The following is a 25,756-nucleotide window of genomic DNA, read 5'->3' as shown; positions in this document are numbered from 1 at the left end:
CCGAATTTCCCGTAAGCCGATTTCAGGCAGGAACCCCATGATGGACGCCTTCGAACTTCCCCGTAACCTGGTCGAGTCCCTTCAACGTCGTGCCGCGCAGACCCCGGACCAGGTGGCCCTGCGCTTCCTCGCCGAGTCGGCCGAGCACAGCGTGGTGCTCAGTTACCGTGACCTGGACCAGCGCGCCCGGACCATCGCCGCCGCCTTGCAGGCGAAGGCGACGCTGGGCGATCGCGCAGTGTTGCTGTTCCCCAGCGGCCCGGACTACGTCGCAGCGTTCTTTGGGTGCCTGTACGCCGGGGTGATCGCGGTGCCGGCCTATCCGCCGGAGTCCACGCGCCGTCACCATCAGGAGCGCCTGCTGTCGATCATCGCCGATGCCGAACCGCGCCTGCTGCTGACCATCGCCAGCCTCGGCGATGGCCTGGCCCAGATCGACAACGCGCCGCCGGTGCTGAGTGTCGACACCCTCGATGCCGGCATCGCCGAGCGTTGGCTGGCCCCTGAGCTGCAGCCCGACGACATTGCCTTCCTGCAATACACTTCCGGCTCCACGGCGTTGCCCAAGGGCGTGCAAGTCAGCCACGGCAACCTGGTGGCCAATGAAGTGCTGATCCGCCGTGGCTTCGGTATCGACCTGAACCCCGACGACGTGATCGTCAGCTGGCTGCCGCTGTACCACGACATGGGCCTGATCGGTGGCCTGTTGCAACCGATCTTCAGTGGCGTACCGTGCGTATTGATGGCGCCGGCGTATTTCCTCGGCCGGCCGTTGCGCTGGCTGGAAGCGATCAGCGAATACGGCGGCACCATCAGCGGCGGACCGGATTTCGCCTACCGCCTGTGCAGCGAGCGGGTCAGTGAATCCGCGCTGGAACGCCTGGACTTGAGCCGCTGGCGCGTGGCCTATTCCGGCTCCGAGCCGATTCGCCTCGACACCCTGGAACGCTTCGCCGAGAAGTTCGCGAGCTGCGGTTTCACCCCGAACAATTTCTTTGCCTCCTACGGGCTGGCCGAGGCGACCCTGTTTGTCGCCGGTGGTCGCCGTGGCCAGGGCATCCCGGCGCTGCGTGTCGACGAGCAGGCCCTGGCCGCCAATCGCGCCGAGCCTGGGCAGGGCAGTGCAATCATGAGTTGCGGCACCAGCCAGCCGGAACACGCGGTACTGATCGCCGACCCACAGACCTTGAGTGAACTGGCCGACAACCGCGTCGGCGAACTCTGGGCCACCGGGCCGAGCATCGCCCATGGCTACTGGCGCAACCCCGAGGCCACCGCGAGGACTTTCGTCCAACACGCCGGCCGTACGTGGCTGCGCACCGGTGACCTGGGCTTTATCCGAGACGGCGAGGTGTACATCACCGGGCGCCTCAAAGACCTGCTGATCGTGCGTGGCCACAACCTGTATCCCCAGGACATCGAGCAGACCATCGAGCGCGAAGTCGAGGTGGTGCGCAAGGGTCGCGTTGCGGCGTTCGCGGTGAATGACCAGGGCCTGGAAGGGATCGGCATCGCCGTGGAAATCAGCCGCAGCGTGCAGAAAATCCTGCCGCCCGACGCGCTGATCAAGGCGATCCGCCAAGCGGTGGCCGAGGCCTGTCAGCAAGCGCCGAGTGTGGTGGTGTTGCTCAATCCCGGCGCCTTGCCCAAGACCTCCAGCGGCAAAGTGCAGCGTGCCGCGTGTGCGTTGCGTCACGCCGATGGCAGCCTCGACAGCTATGCGCAGTTCCCCGACCTGCACGTGCAGGCAAGCGATGCGGCGTTGGAATCCGAGCTGCAAAGCCGGATCGCAGCGATCTGGTGCGAGCAATTGCAGGTGCCGAGCGTGGCCGCCGATGACCATTTCTTCCTGCTCGGCGGCAACTCCATCACCGCCACCCAGGTGGTCGCGCGGCTGCGCGAAACCCTTGGCCTGGAACTGAACCTGCGCCTGCTGTTCGAGGCGCCGACGCTGTCGGCGTTCGCCGCGAGTGTGGCGCAACTGCAACAGGACGGTGGCCTGGCCCAAGGCGCGATTGCTGCCTTGTCGCGCCAGGACGAACTGCCGCAATCGCTGGCACAGAACCGCCTGTGGATCACCTGGCAACTGGACCCGCAGAGCAGCGCCTACACCATCCCCGGTGGCTTGCGCCTGCGGGGCGAGTTGGACGCAGATGCAGTGCGCGTGAGCTTCCAGCAACTGATCCAACGCCATGAGGCCTTGCGCACGCGTTTCTACGAACGCGATGGCCAGGCTTTCCAGCGCGTGGCTGCTCACGCCGATTTCGAGCTGCAAGTCATCGACCTCAGTGACCTGCCTGCCGCCGAACGTGAAGCCCGCGCGCAACAGATCCGCGAGGACGAAGCCCGCACCCAGTTCGACCTGGAAAAAGGCCCGTTGCTGTGGGTAACCCTGGTGTGCCTGGACGATGAAGATCACCAACTGCTGGTCACCCTTCACCACATCATCGCCGACGGTTGGTCGCTGAATATTCTGCTCGACGAGTTCTCGCGCCTGTACGCCGCCGCCAGCCAGGGCCAGGCCCTGACTTTGCCGCCACTGACCCTGCAGTACGCCGACTACGGCAGCTGGCAGCGCCAATGGCTGGCCCAGGGCGAAGGCCAGCGGCAACTGGCGTACTGGAAAGCGCAACTGGGTGAGGAGCATCCGCCCCTGAGCCTTGCCACTGATCGCCCACGTTCGGCGCAGCAACGCTACAGCGCCTCGCGCCACAGTGTGCGTTTGAGCGCCGGCCTCAGCGCAGCGATTCGCCAGACCGCCCAGGCCAATCAATCCACGCCGTTCATGGTGTTGCTCGCGGCGTTCCAGAGCCTGCTCTACCGCTACAGCGGCCAGCGCGATATCCGCATTGGCGTGCCGAATGCCAACCGTCCGCGCCAGGAAACCCAAGGCCTGATCGGCTTCTTCATCAACACCCTGGTGCTGCGCGCCGAGTTGGACGGGCGCCTGCCCTTCAGCCAACTGCTGGCCTCGACCCGCGAGACGGTATTAGGCGCGCAAGCGCATCAGGACTTGCCGTTCGAACAACTGCTGGAAGCCTTTCCGCAGGCCCGCGAACAAGGTCTGTTCCAGGTCATGTTCAACCACCAGCAACGCGATTTGAGCGCCCTGCGCCGCCTGCCCGGCATGCTCGCCGAGGAGCTGCCGTGGCACAGCCGCGAAGCCAAGTTCGACCTGCAACTGCACAGTGAAGAAGACCGTAATGGGCGCTTGAGCCTGTCCTTCGATTACGCCGATGAACTGTTCGAACACGCGACCCTCCAGCGCCTGGCCGAGCACTTTATCCAGCTGCTGCAAGCGGTCTGCGAGCAGCCGCAGCAAACCCTCGGCGACCTGCCGTTGAGGCTGCAGGACGAACAGCCCGCGTGGAGCACGGCACCGTGTGCGCCGGCCCGGCAGTGGCTGCCCGAGTTGCTCAACCAGCAGACCTCGGACCGCACCGCGCTGGTCTGGCAGGACGCTAGCCTGACCTTCGCCCAGTTGCACACCCAGGCCAACCGCCTGGCCCACTACCTGCGCGACAAAGGTGTCGGCCCCGACGTGTGCGTGGCCATCGCCGCCGAGCGTTCGCCGCAGCTGTTGATCGGCCTGCTGGCGATCATCAAGGCTGGCGGTGCCTATGTGCCGCTGGACCCGGACTACCCCGCCGACCGCCTGGCCTACATGCTCAAGGACAGCGGCGTACACCTGCTGCTGACCCAGACCGCGTTGCTGGACCGCGTGCCGGCTGCGCCCGGCGTGTGCGTGATTGCCATGGACAGCCTGCACCTGGACAGCTGGCCGACCCAGCCACCGGGCCTGCACCTGGAGGGCGATAACCTCGCCTACGTGATCTACACCTCCGGCTCCACCGGCCAGCCCAAGGGCGTGGGCAATACCCATGCGGCCCTGGCCGAGCGCTTGCAGTGGATGCAGGCGACTTATCAACTCAATGACACCGATGTGCTGATGCAGAAGGCGCCGATCAGTTTCGACGTGTCGGTGTGGGAGTGCTTCTGGCCGCTGATCACCGGGTGCCGCCTGGTACTGGCCGGCCCTGGTGAGCATCGCGACCCGCATCGCATTGCGCAATTGGTGCAGGAGCACGGCGTAACCACGTTGCACTTTGTGCCGCCGCTGTTGCAGCTGTTTATCGATGAACCGCTGGCGGCCGAATGCACCAGCCTGCGTCGCCTGTTTTCCGGCGGCGAAGCCTTGCCCGCCGAGTTGCGCAACCGTGTGTTGGCACAGTTGCCGGCAGTGCAGCTACACAACCGCTATGGCCCGACCGAGACCGCGATCAACGTCACCCACTGGCAGTGCACGGCCGCAGACGGCGAGCGCTCACCGATTGGCCGGCCGCTGGGCAATGTGATCTGCCGCGTGTTGGACGAGCAGCTCAATCCGTTGCCGGCCGGTGTGCCGGGTGAGCTGTGCATCGGCGGCATCGGCCTGGCACGCGGGTATCTCGGACGAGCCGGGTTGACCGCTGAACGGTTTGTCGCCGATCCACTGGGCGAGGGCGGCGCACGCTTGTATCGCACCGGTGACCGCGCGCGCTGGAGCGCCGACGGCGTGCTCGAATACCTGGGTCGCCTCGATCAGCAGGTCAAGCTGCGCGGCTTCCGTGTGGAGCCGGAAGAAATCGAAGCGCGCCTGCTGGCCCTGGACGGTATCGCCCAAGCCGTGGTGCTGGTGCGCGACGCGCAGTTGATCGGTTACTACACCGCCAGCACTGCGCTGGATGAACAGGACGTCAAGGCCGCGCTGGCCGCCGAACTGCCGGAGTACATGGTGCCCGCGCTGTTGATGCGCCTGGACGCCATGCCCCTGAGCCCCAGTGGCAAGCTCGACCGCCGTGCCTTGCCGGCACCGGTGTGGCAAACCCGCGAACATATCGAGCCGCAAACCGCACTGCAGCAACAGATCGCGGCGATCTGGCGCGAAGTGCTCGGCGTGCCGCGCCTGGGCCTGCGCGATGACTTTTTCGTCCTCGGCGGCCATTCGTTGCTGGCCACGCAAATCATCTCCCGCACCCGCCAGGCCTGCGACGTCGAGTTGCCGTTGCGCACGTTGTTCGAAGCCAGCGAGTTGGGCGCTTTTGCCGAGCAAGTGGCGCTGATCCAGGCCTCCGGCCAGCGCAACCAGCAGACGGCAATTGCCCAGGTCGACCGCAGCCAGAAGGTGCCGCTGTCCTATTCCCAGCAGCGCATGTGGTTCCTGTGGCAGATGGAACCGGACAGCCCGGCCTACAACGTCGGCGGCATGGCGCGCCTGCGTGGCGTGCTGGATGTGGGGCGATTCGAGGCGGCGTTGCAGGCCTTGGTCATGCGCCACGAAACCCTGCGCACGACCTTCCCGAGTGTCGATGGCGTGGCCTATCAGAAAGTCTCGGCGCAGACCGGCCTGCGTATGGACTGGCAGGATCTCTCGGCGCTGGACGCAACCGAGCGCCAGCAGCGCCTGCAGCAACGTGCCGATCAGGAAGCCCATACGCCGTTCAACCTGGAGACCGGGCCGTTGCTGCGCGCGTGCCTGGTCAAGGCGGGCGATCAGGAGCACTACCTGGTGCTGACCCTGCACCACATCGTCACCGAAGGCTGGGCCATGGACATCTTTGCCCGGGAACTCAGCGCCCTGTACGAAGCGTTTATCGATGAACGCCTGTCGCCGCTGCCGCCGTTGCCGGTGCAGTACCTGGACTACAGCGTGTGGCAACGCCAGTGGCTGGAAAGCGGCGAACGCCAGCGCCAACTGGACTACTGGACGGCGCAGCTGGGCAGCGAACACCCGCTGCTGGAACTGCCCGGTGATCGTCCGCGGCCACCGGTGCAAAGTCATCAGGGCGAGCTGTACCGCTTCGACCTGAGCGACGATTTGGCCGCCCGCGTGCGCGCGTTCAACGCCGAGCACGGCCTGACGCTGTTCATGACCATGACCGCGACCCTGGCCGTGTTGCTCTACCGCTACAGCGGCCAGACCGACCTGCGCATCGGCGCGCCGGTGGCCAACCGGATTCGCCCGGAAAGCGAAGGCCTGATCGGTGCGTTCCTCAACACCCAGGTGCTGCGCTGCCAGCTCAATGGGCAGATGAATGTCGCTGAGCTGTTCGAGCACGTGCGCCACACCGTGATCGAAGGCCAGTCCCACCAGGACCTGCCGTTCGATCATCTGGTCGAAGCCCTGCAACCGCCTCGCAGCGCGGCCTACAACCCGCTGTTCCAGGTGATGTGCAACGTGCAGCGCTGGGAGTTCCAGCAGAGCCGCCAACTCGCCGGCATGACTGTCGAGTACCTGGCCAACGATGCCCGCGCGACCAAGTTCGACCTCAACCTGGAAGTCACCGACCTCGACCATCGCCTGGGTTGCTGCATGACCTACAGCACCGACCTGTTCGATGAACCGCGCATTGCGCGCATGGCCGAACATTGGCGCAACCTGCTTGAAGCCCTGATCGCAAATCCCGCGCAGCGCCTCAGCGAGCTGCCGTTGCTGACCGCGGTTGAGCAACAAGCCTTGCAGGACAGCCTGGGCGTCGAGGCCGGTGAACATCGCCTCGACCAGTGCATCCATCAACTGTTCAGCCTACAGGCGGCCAAGCGTGCGGATGCCCCGGCGCTGACCTTTGCCGGCGTGACCCTTACCTACGCCGAACTCGATGCCCGCGCCAATCGCCTGGCCTGGATGCTGCGCGAGCGCGGCGTCGGCCCGCAGGTGCGGGTCGGCCTGGCGTTGCCGCGTTCGCTGGAAATGGTCATCGGCCTGCTGGCAATCCTCAAGGCCGGCGGCGCCTATGTGCCGCTCGACCCGGAATACCCGCTCGACCGCCTGCACTACATGATCGAAGACAGTGGCATCGGCCTGCTGCTCAGCGATGCGGCGATGTTCGCAGCCCTCGGCGAATTGCCGGCCACCGTGGCCTGCTGGTGCCTGGAAGATGACTTGCCGGTGCTGGCAAATTACCCGGCCGACGAGCTGCCGTTCATTAGCCTGGCGCAGCACCAGGCGTACCTGATCTACACCTCCGGCTCCACCGGCAAGCCGAAAGGCGTGGTGGTCGCCCACGGTGAAATCGCCATGCACTGCCAGGCGGTGATCGAGCGCTTCGGCATGCGCCCGGATGACTGCGAGCTGCACTTCTATTCGATCAACTTCGACGCCGCCACCGAGCGCCTGCTGGTGCCGCTGCTCAGCGGCGCGCAGGTGGTGTTGCGTGCCCAGGGCCAGTGGGATGCGGAGGAAATCTGCGCGCTGATCCGCACCCATCGCATCAACATCCTCGGTTTCACCCCGAGTTATGGCAGCCAGTTGGCGCAATGGCTGGCGACCCAACACCAGACGCTGCCGGTGCGCATGTGCATCACCGGTGGCGAGGCCCTCACCGGCGAGCACCTGCAGCGCATCCGCGCAGCGTTCCAGCCCGACGTGTTTTTCAACGCCTATGGCCCGACCGAAACCGTGGTGATGCCGCTCGCCAGCCTGGCGCCGCAGCACGTGGAGGAGGGCGCGGCCAGCGTGCCGATCGGCAGCATTATCGGTGACCGCGTGGCCTACATTCTCGACGCCGACCTGGCGTTGGTGCCACAGGGTGCGACCGGCGAGTTGTACGTCGGCGGTGCCGGCCTCGCCCAGGGGTATCACGAGCGTCCAGGCATGACCGCCGAGCGGTTTGTCGCGGATCCATTCGCGGCCAACGGTGGGCGTCTGTATCGCACCGGCGACCTGGTTCGGCAACGCGCCGATGGCCTGGTGGAGTACCTCGGGCGCATCGACCATCAAGTGAAGATTCGTGGTTTCCGCATCGAGCTGGGCGAGATCGAAACCCGCCTGCTGGAACACCAAGCCGTGCGCGAAGCGGTGGTGCTGGCGCTGGATTCGCCGAGCGGCAAGCAACTGGCGGCGTACCTGGTCAGCGACGCCGACCACGGCACCTTGCGTGACGCGCTGAAGGCGCACCTCAAGGCGCAGTTGCCGGACTACATGGTGCCCGCGCACCTGATCGTGCTGGACAGCATGCCGCTGACCGCCAATGGCAAACTCGACCGCCGCGCCTTGCCGCAACCCGACCCCGAGGCCAACCGCCAACACTACGTGGCGCCGCGCAACGAGCTGGAACAGACCCTGGCCGCCATCTGGTGCGCGGTGTTGAACGTGCAACAGGTGGGCCTGGACGATAACTTCTTTGAACTGGGCGGCGACTCGATCCTGTCGATCCAGGTGGTCAGCCGCGCGCGGCAGGCCGGGATTCACTTCAGCCCGCGTGACCTGTTCCAGCACCAGACCGTGCAAACCCTGGCCGCCGTCGCCACGCGCTCCGAGCAGGTCATCGCCGAGCAGGGCGTGCTCACGGGGCCCTCGGGCCTGACACCGATCCAGCACTGGTTCTTCGATACGGACATTCCCAACCGGCAGCACTGGAACCAGGCCTTGCTGCTCAAACCGCTGCAACTGCTGGAACCTCATCGCCTTGAACAGGCGCTGCTGGCGGTGCTCGAACACCACGACGCCCTGCGCCTGAGTTTCACCCCGCGCGATGCGCAGTGGCACGCCGAACACCTGGCCGTGCCCGAGGGCGGCGTGCTGATGCAAGCGAAAGTGCGTGATATGGCGCAGTGCACCGCGCTGTTCACCGACACCCAACGCAGCCTCGACCTCGAACACGGGCCGCTGCTGCGGGCCTTGTTGGTGGATGGCCCGCAAGGCCAGCAACGTCTTTTGCTCGCGATCCATCACTTGGTGGTGGACGGCGTGTCGTGGCGCGTGTTGCTGGAGGACTTGCAGACGGTTTACCGGCAACTGAGCGACGGCCAATCCGTCAACCTGCCGGCCAAGACCAGTGCCTTGCGTGACTGGGCCGCGCGCCTGCAGGCGTATGCCGGCAGCGAGTCGCTGCGCGAAGAGTTGAGCGTGTGGCAGGACCAGTTGGCGGGCCCAGCGGTGGCGTTGCCGGTCGCTCGCCCGCAAGGGTCGCTGCGCCACCGCGATGCCGACACCGTCAGCGTGCGCCTGGATGCCGAACGCACCCGCCAGCTGCTGCAACAAGCGCCGAGCGCCTACCGCACCCAGGTCAACGACCTGCTGCTGACGGCCCTGGCCCGCGTGGTGTGCCGCTGGAGTGGCCACGCTTCGGCGCTGATCCAACTCGAAGGGCATGGTCGCGAAGCGCTGTTCGACGACATCGACCTGACCCGCAGCGTCGGCTGGTTCACCAGTGCCTATCCATTGCGCTTGACCCCACAAGCCGGGCAGGGCGACTCGATCAAGGCGATCAAGGAGCAACTGCGCGGCGTGCCGCACAAGGGCCTCGGCTATGGCGTGCTGCGCTACCTGGCGGATGATCTGTGCAAGCGCAGCATGGCCGCGTTGCCGAGTGCCGCGATCACCTTCAACTACCTCGGCCAGTTCGACCAGAGCTTCGGCGCCGATGCGCTGTTCCATCCGCTGGACGAGTCCGCCGGCCTGGCCCATGACCCGGACGCGCCGCTGCCCAATGAGCTGAGCGTGGATAGCCAGGTCTACGGCGGTGAACTGGTGCTGCGCTGGACCTTCAGCCGTGAACGCCACGACCCGCAGACCCTCCAGGCGCTGGCCGATGCCTACCTGGCCGAACTGCAAAGCCTGGTTGCGCATTGCCTTGAGGACAGCGTGGGCGGGCTGACCCCGTCCGATTTCCCGCTGGCCCACCTGACCCAGGCGCAACTGGATGCGTTGCCCGTGCCGGCCAGTGCCATCGAAGACGTCTACCCGCTGACCCCGATGCAGGAGGGCCTGCTGCTGCACACGCTGCTGGAACCCGGCACCGGCCTCTACTACATGCAGGACCGCTACCGCATCAACAGCGCGCTCGACCCCGAGCGTTTCGCCCAGGCCTGGCAGGCGGTGATTGCCCGTCACGAAGCGTTGCGCGCGTCATTCTGCTGGAATGTCGGCGAAGACATGCTGCAGGTGATCCACAAGCCCGGCAGCACGCCGATCGAGTATCTGGACTGGCGCGCCGACCCGGAGAGCGAGCAGGAGCCGCGTCTGCAGGCGCTGCTCAAGCAGGAGCGCGAAGCCGGTTTCGATCTGCTCAACCAGGCGCCGTTCCACCTGCGCCTGATCCGTGTCGGCGAAGCGCGCTACTGGTTCATGATGAGCAACCACCACATCCTCATCGATGCCTGGTGTCGTTCGCTGCTGATGAATGACTTCTTTGAGCTCTACACGGCCCTCGGCGAAGGCCGCGAGGCGCAACTGGCCACGCCGCCGCGTTATCGCGACTACATCGCCTGGCTGCAACGCCAGAACCTGAACGCAGCGCGCCAGTGGTGGCAGCAGAACCTGCAGGGGTTCGAGCGCACCACGCCGATCCCGAGCGACCGGCCGTTCCTGCGTGAACATGCCGGTCACAGTGGCGGCATGGTGGTGGGCGACTGCTACACCCGCCTCGATGCCCGCGACGGCGCGCAGTTGCGCGAATTGGCCCAGGCCCATCAGCTCACCGTCAACACCTTCGCCCAGGCAGCCTGGGCGTTGGTGCTGCGGCGCCTGAGCGGCGACCGCGACGTGCTGTTCGGCGTCACCGTGGCCGGGCGCCCGGTGGAAATGCCCGAGATGCAACGCACCGTCGGCCTGTTTATCAACAGCATCGCGCTGCGTGTGAAGCTACCCGAGGACGACCAGCGTTGCAGCGTTCGCGAGTGGTTGAGCGGCCTGCTCGACAGCAATATGCAGCTGCGCGAGTACGAATACCTGCCGCTGGTGACTATTCAGGAACACAGTGAACTGCCCAAGGGCCAACCGCTGTTCGACAGCCTGTTCGTGTTCGAAAACGCTCCGGTGGAAGTCTCGGTGCTGGACCGTGCACAAAGCTTGAATGCCACCTCGGACTCCGGCCGCACCCACACCAACTTCCCGCTGACGGCGGTGTGTTATCCGGGGGATGACCTCGGTTTGCACCTGTCCTACGACCAGCGTTATTTCGACGAAACCACCGTGCAAGGCATGCTCGGCGAATTCAAGCGCCTGCTGTTGGCGCTGGTGCAGGGCTTCCATGGCGACATGGCCGACCTGCCGCTGATCGGCGAGCAGGAGCGCGAGTTCCTGGTAGACGGCTGCAACCAGAGCGAACACGCCTATCCACTGGAGAGCAGCTACATCGAGTTGTTCGAGGCGCAGGTGGCCGCGCATCCGCAGCGGATTGCCGCCAGCTGCCTCGACCAGCAGTGGACCTATGACGAGTTGAACCGGCGCAGTAACGGCCTTGGCCACGCGTTGATCGCGGCGGGTGTGGGCCTGGATCAACCGGTGGCGTTGCTGGCCGAGCGCAACCTGGACCTGCTGGGCATGATCATCGGCAGCTTCAAGGCCGGCGCCGGTTACCTGCCGCTGGACCCGGGGCTGCCCAGCCAGCGCCTGAGCCGCATCATCGACCTGAGCCGCACGCCGTTGCTGGTGTGCACCGAGGCGTGCCGCGAGCAGGCCATCGAACTGCTGCAGGGTTTTGATTGCCAACTGCTGGTGTGGGAAGAAGTGCCTGGCCGTGGTGCCAATCCCGGTATCTACAGCGCAGCGGACAACCTCGCCTACGTGATCTACACCTCGGGCTCCACCGGCCTGCCCAAAGGCGTGATGGTCGAACAGCGCGGCATGCTCAACAACCAGTTGAGCAAGGTGCCGTACCTGGACCTCGGGCCGGCGGATGTGATCGCCCAGACCGCCTCGCAAAGCTTCGATATTTCCGTGTGGCAGTTCCTTGCCGCGCCGCTGTTCGGCGCGCGGGTGGACATCGTGCCGAACACCATTGCCCACGATCCGCAAGGCCTGCTGGCGCATGTACAGGCCCAGGGCATTACCGTGCTGGAAAGCGTGCCGTCGCTGATCCAGGGCATGCTGGCCCAGGAGCGCATGAGCCTGGACGGCCTGCGCTGGATGCTGCCGACCGGCGAAGCGATGCCGCCGGAACTCGCGCACCAGTGGCTGCAGCGATACCCGCAGATTGGCCTGGTGAACGCCTACGGGCCGGCGGAATGCTCGGACGATGTGGCGTTCTTCCGCGTCGATGTGGCGTCGACCCGTGGCACTTACCTGCCGATCGGTACACCGACCGACAACAACCGCCTGTACCTGCTCGATGGCGCGCTGGAGTTGGTGCCGCAAGGTGCGGTCGGCGAGCTGTGCGTGGCCGGTACCGGTGTGGGCCGCGGTTATGTCAGCGATCCGCTGCGCACCGCCCAGGTGTTTGTGCCGAACCCGTTCGGCGCGCCGGGCGAGCGCCTGTACCGCACCGGCGACCTCGCGCGTCGGCGCAGTGATGGCGTGCTGGAATACGTCGGGCGTATCGACCATCAGGTGAAGATTCGCGGTTACCGCATCGAACTGGGTGAAATCGAAGCGCGCCTGCACGAGCAGCCGTACGTGCGTGATGCCGCCGTGGGCGTGCAGGAAGGCGTCAACGGCAAGCATCTGGTCGGCTATCTGGTGGCGGCCGATGAAGCGCTGAGTTCAAGCGAACGCCTGGACCGCATCAAGCAACGCCTGCGCGCCGAACTGCCGGAATACATGGTGCCGTTGCACTGGTTATGGCTCGAGCGCCTGCCGCTCAACGCCAACGGCAAGCTCGACCGCAAGGCCCTGCCGGCACTCGAAATCGGCCAGTTGCACAGCCAGGACTACCTGGCGCCACGCAACGCACTGGAGACCACCCTGGCCGCCATCTGGGCCGAGGTACTGAAAGTCGAGCGGGTGGGCGTGCAGGACAACTTCTTCGAGCTGGGCGGGCACTCGTTGCTGGCCACCCAGATTGCCTCGCGCGTGCAGAAGTCCCTGCAACGCGATGTACCGCTGCGAGCCATGTTCGAGTGCAGCACGGTGGCGGAGTTGGCCGAGTACATTGATGGGCTGGCGGCGAACGAGATCAGCGCGGAGAAAGTGGATCGGTTGAGTGATTTAATGGCGGAGCTGGAGGGGCTTTGATATTTGTGGTCCGCCAGGGGCTCAGCGCCGGCAAGCCGGCTCCTACGGGAGTTGGCTTGCCGGCGATGAGGTCAGGCCAGGCGCTGCTTACTTCGGCCCCAAAATCTTCACCAACTTCTCCGGCGACGGCGCCCCTTGCTGTTGCTGCAATTGGCCCTTGTCATCCAGGTAGAAAATCGCCGGCGTTGCCGACAGTTCCAGCTCATCCATCAACTTCATGTTGGCATCGAGCTTGGCTTCGATAGTCGCCGGGATCTTGGCCAGCGCCTGCAACTTGCTGGCTTTGCCGGCGGCCTCGTGTTCTTCCAGGGCTTTTTGCGGGTCCTTGGCGGCGAACAGTGCGGCGGATTTGCCTGGGCTGTCTTCGCGGATGATGCCGACCATGATGTGGCGCAACTGCACCTTGCCGGCTTTCACCCATGGCCGCGCCTGTTCCCAGAACATGTTGCAGTACGGACAGTTGGGGTCGCTGAACAGGTAGACGGTGCGCGGCGCGTTTTTGTCGCCGTCCTGGATCCAGCTGCTGTTTTCCATCTTGGCCCAGACTTCCTTGGCCATCGGCGCGTACACCAGTTTTTCCAGGGGCGCGCTGCTCAAGTCATTGCCTTGGGCGTCGTACAGGTTGCCGGCGATTACGCTCTTGCCGTCGGCGGTCAGGTACAGCGCCATGCCGCGATTCTGGTATTGCGCGGCGTAGCCGGTGAGGCCGCTGGGCGCATCGAACTTGCCGAGGATCTTGGCGCCCTTGGCCTCGATCTGCTTGATCGGTGCCGGCCAGTCTTCGGCCTGGGCCAGGGTGGCTGTCGCGCTGAGTGACAGGAAGGTCAGCGGCAGCAGGGTCAGCAGGTGGCGGAGGCGGGGCATGTCGGTTTCCTTATGGCGGCAGGTTCGGTGTCGAAGGGTTCCATGGCACGGGCCAGGCTGGCCTGGGACAACTCGCCCAGGTGGCTGTTGATCAGGCGCCCGTCGGCCCGGTAGAACAACGTGGTCGGCAGCGCCATGGAGCCCACGGCCTGGCCGAGGCGGCCGCTGGCGTCGAAGAGTACGTTGTCGAGGGTCAGGCCCTGGGTAGCGAGGAAGGTGCTGACGCTCTGCATGCTTTCGGCCTGGTTGACGAACAGGAAGGTCACGTCCGGGCGTTGGTGTTGCGCGCGTTCCAGCACCGGCATTTCCCGCCGGCACGGTGGGCACCAGGTGGCCCACAGGTTGATCACCAGCGGGCCACCCTTGTAGTCGGCCAGTTGCACCACCTCGCCATTGGCATTGCGCAGGGTGATGTCCGGCAGTTGCGTGCCTTTGTCGTATAGGCTCAGGGACAGGGTGGCCATGCCCCAGAACAGCAGGCCGGTGATCACCCCGGCGCTCAGCGGCTTGCGCAGGGCCGGGCGACGCCAGCCGTAGGCCAGTGCGCCGAGCACCAGTGCGACCACGCCAGGCCAGGCGAGGAAACCGCCGTCGCGCAGGTCGACCATCTGCAGCCAGTCGTTGCTGTAGTCACTCCAGTACATCAGCACAAAGCTGATGCGGGCCACCAGCATGCCCAGCAGGAACAGGCTGAACAGCACCGATTCCGGGTTTTCACCGCCACGCTTGGCCACGCGCCAACCCACCAGGGTGGCGAGAATCAGCGCGCCGATCAACAGGATGTGATTCAGGGCGATGGCGAAGGTGCCGATGGTCAGGGTCAGCATCAGAGGGCGTCCCGGGTCTGGGTCCAGCGTTGCAGGAAAGCGGCGGCGTCCACTTCGCCAGTGATGCGTTGGGCACGGCGCTCCTCACCGTCGGGGCCGATCCAGACAAAGCTCGGCGGCCCCGGCACCTTGTAGCGGCCGAGCAGCGCACGGCTGGCGGCGTTGTCGGCGGTGACGTCCAGGCGCAGCAGGCGGACATCCTTCAGGGCGGCCATGACCTCGGGTTTGCCGAACACCTGTTTTTCCATGACTTTGCACGACACGCACCAGTCGGCGTAGTAGTCCACCAGCACCCATTGGCCCTGGGCCTTGGCGCTGTCGAGCTGGCTTTGCAGCACGGCTGGATCCTTGATGGTCATGAAGGCGTCGTGGGCGTCCGTTGCGGTGGCGACTCGCGAACCGCTGTAGACCTTCAATGGCTGGAACAGGTCATCGCTGCCACCGGCTGCGCCCACCACCAGCACCGCGCCCCACAGGCCGAGCACCAGCGAACCGGCACCGAACACCTTGGCGGCCAGGCCGTACTCGCGGGCCAGGGTCCAGCCGCAGTAAGCCATCACCAAGGCCAGTGCGCCCCACAGGCCGATCCACAGGCTGTCGTCGACCACCGGGCGAATCATCAGCACCGCGGTGCCCAGGAACAGGAAGCCGAAGACGCCCTTGAGCACGTTCATCCAGGTGCCCGGCTTGGGCAGGAAGCGGTTGCCCACGGTCACCAGCAGCAACAGCGGAATGCCGATGCCGATGCCCATGGCGAACAGGATCAAGCCCCCGTGCACGGCATTGCCGCTCTGGGCGATGTACAGCAGGGCGCCGGCCAGGGGCGCGGTCATGCAGGGCCCCACCAACAGGCCCGACAGCGCGCCGAGAACCCCGGCGCCCAGCAGGCTGCCACCGCTTTGCTGGCGGCTGACGTTGTCGAGGCGGTCACGCAGGAAGGCCGGCAGTTGCAGCTCGAAGAAGCCGAACATCGGCAGCGCGAGGATCACGAACAGCGCGGCGAAACTGCCGAGGATCCACGGTGTTTGCAGCAGTGCGGCAAGGTTGGCGCCGAGCAAGGCGGCCAACACGCCGAGCGCGGCATACACCAGCGCCATGCACACCACATAGCTGCTGGCCAGGGCAAAGCCGCGACGCGGGCTGGCGCCACTGCCCACCACCAGGCCGGCGAGGATCGGCAGCATCGGTAACGAACAGGGGGCAAACGCGAGCAGCAGCCCGAGGCCAAAGAACACCAGCAGGCTCCAACCCAGGCTGCGTTGCTGCAGGCCGCTGGCCAGGCTCTGGTCCTGGGCCTCGGCGGTAGCGGCAACGGCGGGGTTGCCGCCCAGGTCTACAGTGATCGATTGCGGTGGGTAGCACAGGCCGGCATCGGCGCAGCCCTGCCAGCCGAGCTTGACCTGGCCGGTGGCGCCGGCGGGGATCCTCACTTCCAGGCCCTGGCGATACACCTCCTGCTCGCCGAAGAACTCATCGCTATGGGCCTCGCCCTGCGGCAGCACTGGCTGTTGGGCCAGGCCATCGAATTTCATGCGCTGCTTGTACAGGTAGTACCCGTCGGCAATCTGCCAGTAAAGCTGGGTCTCACCGGATTCCAGGCGCTCGGAAGTAAAGGTGAACGCTTTGCCCACCGGCAGGAAGTCGGGTTTGGTCTCGAACGGGTTGCCCGGCGCGGCCTGGGCGCATCCCGCGAACAACACCAGCAGAAAGGTAAACAGATGCCGCATGGTCAAGCCTTAGTTCGATGCAAGTAGGCACACAATGTGTGGCGTTGATTAACCGATGATTAACCGGGCGCTATTCTAAAGTGAAGGGGATGACTGAGCGCGCCTCTTTTCACGGCATAATCGGCGCTTAATCCGCGACACCTTTAATCCTCCCCATCTTTCATGAAGGGTTCACCATGCACGTACTGGTCTGTGAAGACGACAAGCTGATCGCCAGCGGCATCGTCGCCGGCCTTGGCGCCCAGGGCTTTACTGTCGAGCACGTGGCCACGGCGGCGGCGGCGCGGGCGATGCTCAAGGCGGCCACGTTCGACATCATGGTGCTCGACCTCGGCCTGCCCGACGAAGATGGCCTCAAGCTGTTGCAGCAGCAGCGCAGCCAGGGGCTGGAGATCCCGGTGCTGATCCTCACCGCGCGAGATTCGGTGACCAATCGTGTCGACGGCCTGCAAGCCGGGGCCGATGACTATTTGCTCAAGCCATTCGACCTGCGTGAACTCGCCGCCCGCCTGCAGACCCTGCTGCGGCGCGTGGCGGGGCGCAGCGTCAACCTGATCGAGCACGGCCGCCTGGCCTACGACCCCAGCAGCCGCGAGACCTTCCTCGGCGGCCAGCCGGTCGACCTGTCGCGCCGCGAGCAGGCGCTGCTGCAGGCCCTGCTGCATAACAAGGGCCGGGTGCTGTCCAGCGAGCAGCTCAAGGACAGCGTCTACGGCTTCAACGACGAACTGGAAAGCAACGCCCTCAACGTGCATATCCACCACCTGCGGCGCAAATTGGGCAATGGCATCGTCGAAACCGTGCGTGGCCTGGGCTACCGCCTCGGGCCGGCGGACGGGGGAGAGGACGTGTCGTGAAAAGCCTGCGCCTGCGCCTGACCTTCAAGTTGGGCGCCGCTTTTGTGCTGATCTGGGCCCTGGCAGCGGCCTGGATGCTCAACGACCTGCGCAACCAGATGATGTTTTCCCTCGACCAGCGCCTGGTGGCGTCCGCGCGCATGGTGGCCGGGCTGACCGAGCAAATGCCGGGGCTGGCGAGTGTCAGCGGCGGCGCGCATTTCAGCGCCGAACAACTGCACGTGCCGGGCGGCATGGCCTGCCAGGTCAGCTCCTTGCGCGGCGAAATCCTCGCGCGCAGCCATACCACCCCGGAAGAGGGTCTGGAGTCGCGCAAGAGCGGCTTCCGCGACCAGGTGGTCGACGGTGTGGGCTGGCGCAGTTTTACCCTGTCGCGTGGCGACCTGCTGATCACCACCGCCGACCGCCAGGTGGAGCGCGAGGCGCTGAACCTGTCGATCCTGCTGGCTGCTTCGGTGCCGGTCGGCGTGGCGATGCTGGGTTGCCTGTGCCTGTTGTGGCTGGGCATCGGCCAGAGCCTGTTGCCGCTCAATCGCATGCGTGACGCGCTGATGCGCCGCAGCGCCGATTCCCTCGAGCCGCTGCAGATTCACCCGTTGCCCAGCGAGCTCAAGCCGCTGCTCGATACGCAGAACCAACTGCTGCAGCGCATCGCCAAGACCATCGAGCGCGAACGCCGCCTGACCGGCGATGCGGCCCACGAGTTGCGTAGCCCGCTGACCGCGATCAAGACCCACCTGCAAGTCGCGCGCATGACCGAGGGCGCGGCGCGCGACCAGTCGCTGGCCCACGCCGAGGAAGGCGCCGACCGCCTGCACCGGACCTTGGAGCAATTGCTGCTACTGGCGCGGGTGGAGGGCAGCCTGTCATTCGACGATGGCTTGCAGTCCAGCGCCGAGGAAGTCGCGCGGCTGGCGATCGAGGATGCGAACGCCGGCGACAACCAGCGCATCGACCTGGTCCTGGCAGACACCCTTACCAGCGCCCCGGTGGAAATGCCGGTGGGCCTGGCCGTCGCTGCCCTGCGCAACCTGCTGGACAACGCCTTGCGCCACACCCCGGCCGACACCCGGGTGGAACTGAATGTGTTCAACGCTGGCGATCAGGTGGTGTTCCGCGTGCGTGACCACGGCATGCAGATTTCCGCCGAGGACCTGCAGTACCTTACCCAACGCTTCTGGCGCAATGGCAACAGCGAAGGCTGTGGCCTGGGCCTGGCGATCGTGCAGGCCATCGTGCAGCGGTGTTCCTGTTCATTGACATTCGACAGCCAGGCAGATGGCCTGCGCGTCGACCTGGGCATGCCGTTGCGACGCTGATCCGTTTTCTCATGTGCCAAATAGTTACCGCCCTGCTGAAGATCAACCCTTCAGGATGGCGGTAATTTTTTTGCGCTTGAACGGGCCGAAAGACTCGGCCTGTACTGAAAAGGACAGTTCTTATGTTGGTCATCGATACCAGTTTCCCCGCCCGGGACTTCAACGAACGCAGCGGCGAGCCCGTGCGCCAGGTGGTCCTTCACTATACCGCGGCGCCTTTCGCGTCGTCCTTGCGGACCCTGACGCAGAACGGGGTCAGCGCTCACTATCTGCTGCCCGATCCCGATGAACCCGGCTACCGCGCCGCCGGGTATGAAGAGTTGCGCGTCTTTCGCCTGGTGGGCGAGGACCTGCGTGCGTGGCATGCTGGGGCCAGCCATTGGGGCGGGCGTGACAACCTCAACAGCCGGGCGATCGGCATCGAGATCGTCAACCTGGCGCGCGACGATAGCGGGGTGTTTACCTTTCCCGCGTACGGCCAGGCGCAGGTGGAGGTGCTCATTGCCCTGATGCGCGACATCCTGGGGCGCCATCCGCAGATCGGCCCGGCCGACGTGCTGGGGCACTCGGACGTGGCCTACTGGCGCAAGAGTGACCCGGGGCCGCGCCTGCCGTGGCGCACGTTGTTCGAGGCGGGAGTGGGCGCGTGGTTTGACGAGTCGACGCGGGCCATGTACCAACGCCGGTTTCGCCTGGGATTGCCGCCTGAAGTGGAGGTGGAGCGGGCGTTCCAGCGCTATGGCTATAAACCGGCGCAGAATCGCCAGATGTTCGAGCGGCGCACGCGCGCTTTCCAGATGCACTTTCGCCCGCGGGATTACGGCGGGTGCCTGGACGCGGAGACCTGCGCGATTTTGTATGCGCTGAACGAAAAATACCTCGGGTTGTGACGCCGGGCGCGAGGCTCATCCATCCGTTAACCGTCACTGCCCCCTAAATCCTCTTCTCGCTGGTGCGTTTCCAGAACAGGAAATCCGTGCGCATGCCCTTGGGCCAGACGCCAACGGATCGGCAGTTTGGTCACCATCATCAGCGTATTGAGGGATCGAGAGATGTCAGTCGCTATCAGCCGTATCGAAGATGCCCCGGTGCATGCCAGCCCGGCGCCCGCGGAAACGCTCTACCAGTTCGACGAAACCCCGCTGCTGGCTCGACAGCGCCAGCAGGAATCCAACGCGCGCAGCTACCCGCGGCGCATTCCCCTGGCGCTCAAGCGCGCCAAGGGTATCTACGTGGAAGACGTGGAAGGCCGCAGCTTCATCGACTGCCTGGCCGGTGCCGGCACCCTGGCGCTGGGGCATAACCACCCGGTGGTGATCGAAGCCATCCAGCAGGTGCTCAGTGACGAACTGCCCCTGCACACCCTGGACCTGACCACGCCGGTCAAAGACCAGTTCGTGCAGGATCTGTTCGGCCTGTTGCCAACTGCGCTGGCGCGCGAAGCCAAGATCCAGTTCTGCGGCCCGACCGGCACCGACGCGGTAGAAGCCGCGTTGAAGCTGGTGCGCACCGCCACCGGGCGCAGTACGGTGTTGTCGTTCCAGGGCGGCTACCACGGCATGAGCCAGGGCGCGTTGAGCCTGATGGGCAGCCTGGGGCCGAAGAAACCCTTGGGCGCCTTGCTCGGCAATGGCGTGCAATTCCTGCCGTACCCCTACGACTACCGTTGCCCGTTCGGGCTGGGCGGCGCCGAGGGTGTGCGGGTCAACCTGCATTACCTGGAAAACCTGCTCAATGACCCGGAAGCCGGGGTGTTGCTGCCGGCGGCGGTGATCGTCGAGGTGGTGCAGGGCGAAGGCGGCGTGATCCCGGCCGATCTCGATTGGCTGCGCGGTTTGCGGCGGATCACCGAGCAGGCCGGCGTGGCGTTGATCGTGGATGAAATCCAGAGCGGTTTTGGCCGTACCGGCAAGATGTTTGCCTTTGAACACGCCGGCATCATTCCCGACGTGGTGGTGATGTCCAAGGCCATTGGGGGTAGCCTGCCGTTGGCGGTGGTGGTGTATCGCGACTGGCTCGACACCTGGTTGCCGGGCGCGCATGCCGGGACCTTCCGTGGCAACCAGATGGCCATGGCGGCGGGCTCGGCGGTGATGCGCTACCTCAAGGAGCACGACCTGGCTGGCCACGCGGCCGCCATGGGCGAACGCCTCGGTGAACACCTGAGAATCCTGCAGCGTGAATTCCCGCACCTTGGCGATATTCGCGGGCGTGGGTTGATGCTCGGCGTGGAATTGGTCGACCCCGAGGGCACCCTGGATATCCAGGGCCATCCACCGGTGCATCGCCAATTGGCGCCGCTGGTGCAGCGTGAATGCCTCAAGCGCGGCCTGATCCTTGAACTCGGCGGCCGGCATGGCAGCGTGGTGCGCTTCCTGCCGCCGCTGGTGATCACCGCCACCGAAGTCGACCGAGTGGCCGAGATCTTCGGGCGCGCCCTGGCCGCAGCGGTGGCCAGCCTCTAATTTTTTTACGCTTTGGTACGTTTCTACAGATATCAGTGCTGCGCGTGGTGCGCAGCCAGCCTTTGAGCGATGGAGAACAGCAATGACCTCAGTATTTGACCGCGACGACATCCTGTTTCAGGTAGTGGTCAACCATGAAGAACAGTATTCCATCTGGCCCGACTACAAGGCGGTGCCAGAAGGCTGGCGCACCGTGGGCAAGAGCGGCCTGAAGAAAGAATGCCTGGCCTACATCGAAGAAACCTGGACCGACATGCGTCCGTTGAGCCTGCGCCAGAAGATGGACGGCGCTGCGCTGTCCTGAGCCAGCGCTGCAGCAGGCTCGGTTGTTGTGGTATACGGGCCTGTTGTGGCATTGGAGGGGGGTTGTGGTTGGAGGGCTTCCTGTGGTCTGAGGGGGCTGTGGTCTCAGGGCTTATTGTGGTGAGCAGGGCTGTTGGGGTGAGCAGGCTTGTTGTGGTGAGCGGGCTTGCCCCGCGTTGGGCTGCGAAGCAGCCCCAAAACCAGCCGCTGAGGTTTACCTGATGCACTGAGTGTTTCTTGAGAGGGGCCGCTGCGCAGCCCAACGCGGGGCAAGCCCGCTCACCACAACAAAGCCTACTCACCACACAGCCCCGTTCAACCCAACAAGACCACAGGCCCCTCCCACTCACGCGTTCTTCTCTTTCTCCAACCCGCCCGACGCCCCCGTCACCACCTGCACGCTCAAGCGCGGGGTGGCCAGGTCCAGGCCGGCTTCGTCCAGGTGGCGTTTGAGCGACAAGTTGAACGCCCGCGACACTTCCCATTGCTTGATCGGTGCCGTCTTGAACCGCGCGCGCAGGATCGCGCTGCCGGATTCGAAGCTTTCCACCCCCTGGATCTCCAGCGGCGACCAGATATTGCGGCGTTGCAGCGGGTCGTTGCGCATCTTCTGGCCGACATCGCGCATCAGCTTGATCGCGTCGTCGATTTCCATGTTGTAGGGGATCGCCACGCGGAAGATCGCGTAGCCGAACTCCCGCGAGTAGTTCTTGATGCTCTTGATCTCGCTGAACGGGATGGTGTGCACGATGCCGTCGATGTCGCGCAGGCGCACGGTGCGGATGGTCAAGCCTTCGACCGTGCCGAGGTGGCCGCCGACATCCACGTAGTCATCGATGGCCAGGGAGTCTTCGATGATGATGAACAGACCGGTGATCAAGTCCGCGACCAGCGACTGCGCACCGAAACCGATGGCCAGGCCGATCACACCGGCACCGGCCAGCAGGGGCGTGACGTTCATGCCCATGTTCGCCAGCGCGACGATGGCCGCGATGATGAAGATGGTCACGAACAGCACATTTCGGATCAGCGGCATCATCGTCTGCGCGCGGGCATTCGCCAGGCCTTTGCGCGAGCGGGTGAGGGCGTGGTGGATCGCGGTGTCGCTGAGGATCCAGATCAGCCAGGCAAACAGCAGCGTGCCGCCCAGGCCGAACAGCTTGACGCTGATTTCATGGCCGTCGCCTTCGGTAAAGCGGATCAGCGACAGGCCCCAGACCCGCAGGCCCAGCTCGATAAACACCAGCCACACCACCAGGTGAGCCAGGGTGTAGACGAAGCTTTTCAGGCGCTCGGAGTACAGCGCATGGCGCTTGTGCCCACGTTGCGGCTTGAGGGCGTGGCGGCGGACCAGGCCGTTGATCACCATGCACAACACCAGCAGCACCGTGCACAACAGTGACTGACGCAGGGCGGTACTGGTGTCGCCGGCGGACACGAAGGTGGCGAACAGCGAGATACCCACCAGCAGCAAGGCCGGGATGTACCAGAACGAACCGATGATTTCGATGGTGTCGCTGAGGGCGCGGCGCGTGAGGCGGCGTGACAGCGGCTGGTTGCGGATCAGGTGGGCGATCGGACGACGAAAGCGCAGGATGAACACGCCGGTGGACAGCGCGGCCATCACATTCGCCACGGTCGCGGCGGTGTGCGCCAGGTGTTGTCCCAGGGCCTGCATCATCCGTGGGTCGCTCAGCGCCTCGCCGAAGGCCGCAAAGCTGCCGATCAGCCACAACGGACGAAACGCCTGGTGGCGCAGGATATACAGCGCGCGGTGACGGTGCGGGCCGTCCAGCACCGAAAACGCGATGACGCAGATCGCCGAGAAACACGTGCCGACCACCAGGGCGTAGGCCAGCACCATCGCCAGGGATTTACCCAGCGACGAGGGCAGCGCATAGCTCAGGTACACGGTGATCACCAGCGCGATCAGCCACGGCCCCAGTTTGCGCAGGGCAAAGCGCAGCATGTCCCAGGTGCGCGGGTGTTGCGGCAGTTCCTCGGGCAGGCCGAAGCGCTCACGCACGCGGTGGCTCAGCCAGATCAGCGCGGCTGCGAGCAGGCTCCACACCGCCAGGATCAAGGCAAAGCCGAAAATGATCGGCAGCCATTCGCTGGCCGGCAGCATCAGCGCGCCGAGTTCATCCTTGGCCAGGTCGACTTCATTGGACCAGCGTCCCAGCGGGCTGTCGGCACCGTAGAACTGCTGCTCGAAGCCCGACAGCGTACTGCCGATCAACCCGAGCACGCCTTGTTCGGCGGCCGGCTGGGCCTTTTGCGTGGCTTCGCGCAGTTTCTTCAGGTCGCTCAGCAACTGGGTGCGTTGCTGGTCGTTTTCCAGGGTCTTGATCACCTCGTCCAGGGACTGGCCGAGCGGCACTTCGGCCTGGGGTTGGGTCTTGTTGGTGCTGCCCAGCAGGCCGGGCAGGCTCACGGCCTGGGCAGGCGCGAGCGGCAGCAGCGTAAGCAGAGCGATCAGGAGGTAACAGGGCAGGGCGAACAGACGGGAAAGCACGAGGCGGTCAACCTTGGAAACGACGAATTGACCGAGTGTACGAGGCCGCTATGCCCAATGCGAGTGCATTTGTCATTCGGCCAGTTTGGCGAGGATCTTGTACACCACGGTGCCCAGGATCAGCAGCATGCCTACCCACATGCCGAACACCCCGGCAGGTTTGTCACGAAAGTTGAAGCCGACCGCGAGCATGATCATGCCGATCACAATTGGGATAAGCATGGCGTGGAAGGAGGACATGGAGATCATCGGGCGACGGCCTTGTCAGAGTGGGAATTCTGACAAGTCTAGGCCGGATTGCAGAAAATGCAGGTGATACAGATCAGGTGTGCGCAGAAATGAATGTGGGAGCGGGCTTGCTCGCGAAGGCTATACATCAGTCAGCCGATTCAGTGGCTGACACACCGCCTTCGCGAGCAAGCCCGCTCCCACAGTTCTGACCGCAGTCAGTTGCCGAGATCAGGGCAGGTCGCGGCTCGCGTAGAACGCGCCGAGTACCTTCACCAGATGCGCCAGGTCATGGCTGCCGCACAGTTCACGGATGGAGTGCATGGCAAACGTCGGCAGGCCGATGTCCACGGTGCGCACGCCCAGGTGGCTGGCGGTAATCGGGCCGATGGTGGAGCCGCAGCCCATGTCGCTGCGCACTACAAAGCTTTGTACCGGTACTTCCTGGGCCATGCACAGGTGGCGGAAGAACCCGGCGGTTTCGCTGTTGGTGGCGTAGCGCTGGTTGCTGTTGACCTTGATCACCGGGCCGGCGTTGAGCTTGGGGCCGTGGTTGGCGTCGTGCTTTTCGGCGTAGTTGGGGTGCACGCCGTGAGCATTGTCCGCAGACACCAACAGCGATTTCTGAATGGTGCGTACGAATTCATCACCTTCCGGCAACAAGCGCCGCAGGGTCTGTTCGAGCATCGGGCCATCGGCGCCGCAGGCCGAGCAGGACCCGACTTCTTCGTGGTCGTTGCATACCAGCACGCAGGTTTCATCGGTCTCGCTGGTAAGCAAGGCTTGCAGGCCGGCGTAGCACGACAACAGGTTGTCCAGGCGCGCGCCGGCGATGAAGTCGCCATTCAGGCCGATCACGGCGGCGCTCTGGGTGTCGTAGAAGCTCAGCTCGTAGTCGAGCACCACGTCGGCGTTCAGCCCGTGTTCGCGGGCCAGTTGCTCGGTGAGCACGGCGCGGAAGTCTACGCGCTCATCGCCGGCAAACTGGGCGAGGATCGGTGGCAGCTCGGTCTGCGCATTGATCGCCCAGCCCTGGTTGGCTTCACGGTTCAAGTGAATGGCCAAGTTGGGAATGATGGCGATGGGCAGCTTGAAGTCGATCAGCTGGCTTTCGACCTTGCCGTCACGGCGGAAGGTGACACGGCCCGCCAGGGACAGGTCACGGTCGAACCACGGCGCCAGCAGCGCACCGCCGTAGACTTCGACGCCCAACTGCCAGAAACCCTGGCGCTGCAGTTCCGGCTGTGGCTTGACGCGCAGGCACGGGCTGTCGGTGTGGGCGCCAACCAGGCGGATGCCGCCCAGCAGCGGCGAGTGGCGGCCGAGCTTGAAGGCGATGATCGAGGAGTCGTTGCGGGTCACGTAGTAGCGACCGTTGGCTTCGGTGGTCCAGGTTTCGCGCTCGTCGAGACGCTGGTAGCCGGCGGCTTCGAGGCGCTGGGCCAGGGCGGCGGTGGCATGAAAAGGAGTAGGGGAGGCCTTGAGGAAGTCGATCAGGCCTTGATTCAACGCTTCGCGCATAAATAGCTCCAGACAGCAATGCGCGGAGTTTACCGTATTGGCTACACATTTGAAGTGAAGCCGCCTTCTTGAGCACCACACATAACCACTGTGGGAGCTGGGGGGGGGGGGGGGGGGGGGGGGGGGGGGGGGGTGGGTGGGGGGGGGGGGGGGGGGGGGGGGGCCGGGGGGGGCGGGGGTGCGCTGCTTCATTGTG

At 65.2% G+C, this 25,756-nt stretch carries 12 protein-coding genes; 6 read left to right on the top strand and 6 right to left on the bottom strand.

Annotated features, from left to right (window positions below; genetic code table 11):
* Positions 1 to 37: 37 nt before the first annotated feature.
* On the top strand, positions 38 to 12,934 hold the full coding sequence (locus NTD80_RS29680; protein ID WP_262135796.1) for a non-ribosomal peptide synthetase: 12,897 nt from the start codon (positions 38 to 40) through the stop codon (positions 12,932 to 12,934).
* An 87-nt stretch (positions 12,935 to 13,021) separates the two neighbouring features.
* On the opposite strand, the gene dsbG is transcribed toward NTD80_RS29680, so the two are convergent.
* From dsbG to dsbD, 3 genes are read right to left on the bottom strand one after another with little or no spacing between them, the layout of a single operon-like run.
* Positions 13,022 to 13,798, bottom strand: coding sequence for a thiol:disulfide interchange protein DsbG (gene dsbG, locus NTD80_RS29675; protein WP_120449310.1), 777 nt, complete (start codon positions 13,796 to 13,798; stop codon positions 13,022 to 13,024).
* Positions 13,774 to 14,625: a prolipoprotein diacylglyceryl transferase family protein gene (locus NTD80_RS29670; RefSeq protein WP_065903485.1), complete on the bottom strand. Its 852-nt coding sequence runs from the start codon at positions 14,623 to 14,625 to the stop codon at positions 13,774 to 13,776. Before NTD80_RS29670 ends, dsbG begins: the two co-directional genes overlap by 25 nt.
* A complete protein-coding gene (dsbD, locus tag NTD80_RS29665; protein ID WP_262135795.1) occupies positions 14,625 to 16,352 on the bottom strand; it encodes a protein-disulfide reductase DsbD in 1,728 nt (575 codons plus the stop codon). Before dsbD ends, NTD80_RS29670 begins: the two co-directional genes overlap by 1 nt.
* A gap of 176 nt (positions 16,353 to 16,528) precedes the next feature.
* Between dsbD and NTD80_RS29660 the strand changes: the two genes are divergently transcribed.
* The 5 genes from NTD80_RS29660 (at position 16,529) to NTD80_RS29640 (ending at position 21,297) form a co-directional block, all read left to right on the top strand.
* Complete coding sequence (locus tag NTD80_RS29660) at positions 16,529 to 17,209, top strand: response regulator (protein WP_065903475.1); 681 nt, start codon at positions 16,529 to 16,531, stop codon at positions 17,207 to 17,209.
* Complete coding sequence (locus tag NTD80_RS29655) at positions 17,206 to 18,528, top strand: ATP-binding protein (protein ID WP_262135794.1); 1,323 nt, start codon at positions 17,206 to 17,208, stop codon at positions 18,526 to 18,528. Before NTD80_RS29660 ends, NTD80_RS29655 begins: the two co-directional genes overlap by 4 nt.
* Positions 18,529 to 18,650: 122 nt before the next feature.
* The gene (locus NTD80_RS29650; RefSeq protein ID WP_262135793.1) at positions 18,651 to 19,418 is read left to right on the top strand and encodes an N-acetylmuramoyl-L-alanine amidase; all 768 of its coding nucleotides are present in this window, start codon (positions 18,651 to 18,653) and stop codon (positions 19,416 to 19,418) included.
* A 162-nt stretch (positions 19,419 to 19,580) separates the two neighbouring features.
* Positions 19,581 to 20,993: an aspartate aminotransferase family protein gene (locus NTD80_RS29645; RefSeq protein WP_262135792.1), complete on the top strand. Its 1,413-nt coding sequence runs from the start codon at positions 19,581 to 19,583 to the stop codon at positions 20,991 to 20,993.
* A gap of 82 nt (positions 20,994 to 21,075) precedes the next feature.
* Positions 21,076 to 21,297, top strand: a complete 222-nt coding sequence (locus NTD80_RS29640) for an MbtH family protein (protein ID WP_065903458.1) — start codon at positions 21,076 to 21,078, stop codon at positions 21,295 to 21,297.
* Positions 21,298 to 21,642: 345 nt separating this feature from the next.
* Here the strand turns inward: NTD80_RS29640 and NTD80_RS29635 are convergent, their stop codons facing one another.
* The 3 genes from NTD80_RS29635 to NTD80_RS29625 form a co-directional block, all read right to left on the bottom strand.
* Positions 21,643 to 23,811 (bottom strand): mechanosensitive ion channel family protein, encoded by a 2,169-nt coding sequence (locus tag NTD80_RS29635; protein WP_262135791.1) that lies wholly within the window; start codon positions 23,809 to 23,811, stop codon positions 21,643 to 21,645.
* A 72-nt stretch (positions 23,812 to 23,883) separates the two neighbouring features.
* The gene (locus NTD80_RS29630) at positions 23,884 to 24,051 is read right to left on the bottom strand and encodes a hypothetical protein (protein WP_162946051.1); all 168 of its coding nucleotides are present in this window, start codon (positions 24,049 to 24,051) and stop codon (positions 23,884 to 23,886) included.
* A gap of 219 nt (positions 24,052 to 24,270) precedes the next feature.
* Complete coding sequence (locus NTD80_RS29625; protein ID WP_065903452.1) at positions 24,271 to 25,560, bottom strand: M18 family aminopeptidase; 1,290 nt, start codon at positions 25,558 to 25,560, stop codon at positions 24,271 to 24,273.
* Positions 25,561 to 25,756: the final 196 nt, after the last annotated feature.

Source organism: Pseudomonas sp. 13B_2.1_Bac1, from assembly GCF_025466155.1.
Taxonomy (GTDB): domain Bacteria; phylum Pseudomonadota; class Gammaproteobacteria; order Pseudomonadales; family Pseudomonadaceae; genus Aquipseudomonas; species Aquipseudomonas aylmerensis.
This window is presented reverse-complemented; position numbering and strand designations above follow the sequence as displayed.

Coding starts and splice junctions, on each gene's coding strand:
- NTD80_RS29660 (WP_065903475.1), top strand. CDS start 16,529: ATGCACGTACTGGTCTGTGAAGACGACAAGCTGATCGCCAGCGGCATC.
- NTD80_RS29670 (WP_065903485.1), bottom strand. CDS start 14,625: ATGCTGACCCTGACCATCGGCACCTTCGCCATCGCCCTGAATCACATC.
- dsbD (WP_262135795.1), bottom strand. CDS start 16,352: ATGCGGCATCTGTTTACCTTTCTGCTGGTGTTGTTCGCGGGATGCGCC.
- dsbG (WP_120449310.1), bottom strand. CDS start 13,798: ATGCCCCGCCTCCGCCACCTGCTGACCCTGCTGCCGCTGACCTTCCTG.
- NTD80_RS29680 (WP_262135796.1), top strand. CDS start 38: ATGATGGACGCCTTCGAACTTCCCCGTAACCTGGTCGAGTCCCTTCAA.
- NTD80_RS29650 (WP_262135793.1), top strand. CDS start 18,651: ATGTTGGTCATCGATACCAGTTTCCCCGCCCGGGACTTCAACGAACGC.
- NTD80_RS29625 (WP_065903452.1), bottom strand. CDS start 25,560: ATGCGCGAAGCGTTGAATCAAGGCCTGATCGACTTCCTCAAGGCCTCC.
- NTD80_RS29630 (WP_162946051.1), bottom strand. CDS start 24,051: ATGTCCTCCTTCCACGCCATGCTTATCCCAATTGTGATCGGCATGATC.
- NTD80_RS29645 (WP_262135792.1), top strand. CDS start 19,581: ATGTCAGTCGCTATCAGCCGTATCGAAGATGCCCCGGTGCATGCCAGC.
- NTD80_RS29640 (WP_065903458.1), top strand. CDS start 21,076: ATGACCTCAGTATTTGACCGCGACGACATCCTGTTTCAGGTAGTGGTC.